The 2,704-nt window shown below is 76.0% G+C and carries 3 protein-coding genes; 2 read left to right on the top strand and 1 reads right to left on the bottom strand.

Annotated elements, in window-relative coordinates; genetic code table 11:
- Positions 1-63 precede the first annotated feature (63 nt).
- Positions 64-1,017: an ROK family glucokinase gene (locus CNO22_RS26590; RefSeq protein WP_232807383.1), complete on the top strand. Its 954-nt coding sequence runs from the start codon at positions 64-66 to the stop codon at positions 1,015-1,017.
- On the opposite strand, the gene CNO22_RS26595 is transcribed toward CNO22_RS26590, so the two are convergent.
- Positions 1,014-1,694 (bottom strand): hypothetical protein, encoded by a 681-nt coding sequence (locus CNO22_RS26595; protein ID WP_100502231.1) that lies wholly within the window; start codon positions 1,692-1,694, stop codon positions 1,014-1,016. The genes CNO22_RS26590 and CNO22_RS26595 overlap by 4 nt on opposite strands.
- 168 nt (positions 1,695-1,862) lie before the next feature.
- Here CNO22_RS26595 and CNO22_RS26600 point away from each other — a divergent pair, with 168 nt between their 5' ends.
- The gene (locus CNO22_RS26600; protein WP_100502232.1) at positions 1,863-2,627 is read left to right on the top strand and encodes a lysophospholipid acyltransferase family protein; all 765 of its coding nucleotides are present in this window, start codon (positions 1,863-1,865) and stop codon (positions 2,625-2,627) included.
- Positions 2,628-2,704 lie beyond the last annotated feature (77 nt).

The raw sequence follows: 2,704 nt of genomic DNA on the forward strand, positions 1-2,704 counted from the left end.
GTCCGGGGCCACGACGCCCCCGGCCACCTTCGTGCCGCCGACCTGCCCGCCCTGGGCATCGACATCGGCGGCACGAAGGTGGCCGGGGGCGTCGTGGCCCCGGACGGCACGGTGCTGGCGACGGCGCGGCGGGCGACGCCGGGCTCGTCGGTGCAGGAGACCGAGGACGCCATCGCCGCCGTGGTCGAGGTGCTGGCCCGCGGGCAGGACGGCCCGCTGGTCGGCGTCGGCGTGGGAGCGGCCGGTTGGTTCGACCGCACCGGTGACACCGTGCTGTTCAGCCCGCACCTGGCCTGGCGGCACTCGGCGCTGCGCAAGGACCTCGCCGCCCGGCTGCAGCGGCCGATGTGGGTGGGCAACGACGCCGACGCCGCCGCCTGGGCCGAGTACCGCTACGGCGCCGCCCACGGGGCCGACCTCGCGCTGATGATCACGCTCGGCACCGGTATCGGCGGCGGGATCATCATGGACGGCCGGCTGCAGCGCGGCTCGCACGGCGTCGCGGGGGAGTGGGGCCACATGCGGGTGGTCCCCGACGGGCGGCTGTGCGCGTGCGGCAACCGCGGCTGCTGGGAGCAGTACGCCAGCGGCACGGCGCTGGGCCAGACCGCGCGCGAGGTGGCCCGCAACTCACCGGCCGCGGCGGCACTGCTGCTCGAGCGGGTCGACGGCGATCCCGACCGGCTCAGCGGCGAGCACGTCGCGACCGCCGCCGCCGAGGGCGACCCGCTGGCGCTGGAGCTGCTCGCCGAGGTCGGCTCGTGGCTCGGGCAGGGGATCGCCGACCTCTCCGCCGTCCTCGACCCCGAGGTCGTCGTCATCGGCGGCGGGGTCAGCGTGCTCGGCGAGATGGTGCTCGGCCCGGCGCGCGAGCGCCTGGAGCGGGCGCTGCCCGGGCGCGGGTTCCGCCCCGGCCCGCGGGTGGTGGCCGCCCGGCTGGGTGCCCAGGCCGGGATCGTGGGTGCCGCGGACCTCGTCCGCCGCGCCGTCGTCGAGGGCTCCGAGCCAGGGGTCTAGACGACGGCTCCGTCGTCGCCGTCATCGGTGCTGCGCTCGCGCATCCGCGACAGCAGCACCCCCACCCCGCCGGCGACGGCGGCCACGCCGAGCACCAGGCCGAGGTCGGCGGACAGGCCGACCACCCGCGGGGCCACCACGAGGACCGCGCCGGCCGCGATCAGCAGCACGGCGTACAGCGAGGCCGGCGCCGGAGCGGGCACCGGCGGGGGCGGCGGCGGCTCGTAGTGCTCCTCCGGCCGGTCGAGCACCGAGGGCTCGGCCGGGGACGGCGGCGGTGCGTCGGAGGGCTCCGCGTCGACGACGGTGCGGCCGTGCTCGGCCTCGAAGGCGGCCACGATGCGCGCCCACTCGGCGTCCTCGTCGACCTCGCGCCGCGCGGACTGGCGGGGACGGGTGCGCTCGGCCACGTGGTCGTCGGCGTGCTCGTCGACCAGGGCGCGCGCCTCGCTGCTGCGGGACCGGTCGACGAACAGGCGGTCACTCGGCGGGCTGGGCAGCGAGACGGTCCGGGTGTAGGGCTCGACGTCGGCCGAGGGCTCCAGGTAGGCGGCCACCCCGGCCTCGCGGAGCACGTCGAGCAGGTGCTCACCCACCCGCGGGTCGACGTCGCGCAGCGGGGTCCACAGGGCGGCGTCCAGACCGTTGTCCCGGCGGCCGCGCCCCCGGGTGCTCACGCGCGTCCCCGGCGGGGCAGGGCGGACGCGGGGGCGCCGGTCATCGCGGCGGGCTGGGGCACGGGTCCTCCTCGGCGGCCGGCGAGCGAGCCGGTGGGAACGGGGGCGGTGGGGTGGCATTGTCCTTCCGCCTCCGGGATCAATAGTCTGGCAGCCCCCGAGGGAGGCGTGTTGTTCTACTGGTTCCTCAAGTACGTGGCGATCGGCCCGGTCGTGAAGCTGGTGTTCCGGCCACGGGTGGAGGGCGTGGAGAACGTGCCGTCCCGCGGGGCGGCCGTCCTGGCGAGCAACCACCTGTCGGCGGCCGACTGGATCTTCATGCCGCTGGCCGTGCGCCGCCGGATCACCTTCCTGGCCAAGCGTGAGTACTTCACCGGCCGCGGCGTGAAGGGGTTCCTGCAGCGCGCCTTCTTCACCGGCGCCGGACAGGTGCCGATCGACCGGACCAGCGCCTCGGCCGCGGAGGACGCGATCCAGACCGGCCTGCGGATCCTGCGGCAGGGGCGGCTGCTGGGCATCTACCCGGAGGGCACCCGCTCGCCCGACGGCCGGCTCTACCGCGGCAAGGCCGGCGTGGCCCGGATGACGCTGGAGACCGGGGTGCCCGTCGTGCCGGTCGCGATGATCTACCGGCCGCGCCGGCTGCCGCTGCTCGGCTGGAACCTGCCGCAGGTGCGCGTGCGCTTCGGGAAGCCACTGGACTTCTCCCGCTACGAGGGTCTGGCCGGCGACCGCTTCGTCGAGCGCTCGGTCACCGACGAGATCATGTACGAGATCATGACGCTGTCGGAGCAGGAGTACGTCGACGTCTACGGCGCCCGGGTGAAGAAGTCCATGGACGCCACCGGGGCCAGCGCGTCGGAGGTCGTCAGCCGGCTGCAGCCGCCCGCCGACGAGGCCGCCGACCGGGCACCGGAGTCCCTCGCCGGCTGAGAGAGGACCCCGTCCTCCCCACCCTTCGCAGGCTCAGGGCGGGGCCCGGGACCTGGCTCTTATTCACATCTCCGAGC

The organism is Geodermatophilus chilensis, from assembly GCF_002802985.1.
Lineage (GTDB): Bacteria > Actinomycetota > Actinomycetes > Mycobacteriales > Geodermatophilaceae > Geodermatophilus > Geodermatophilus chilensis.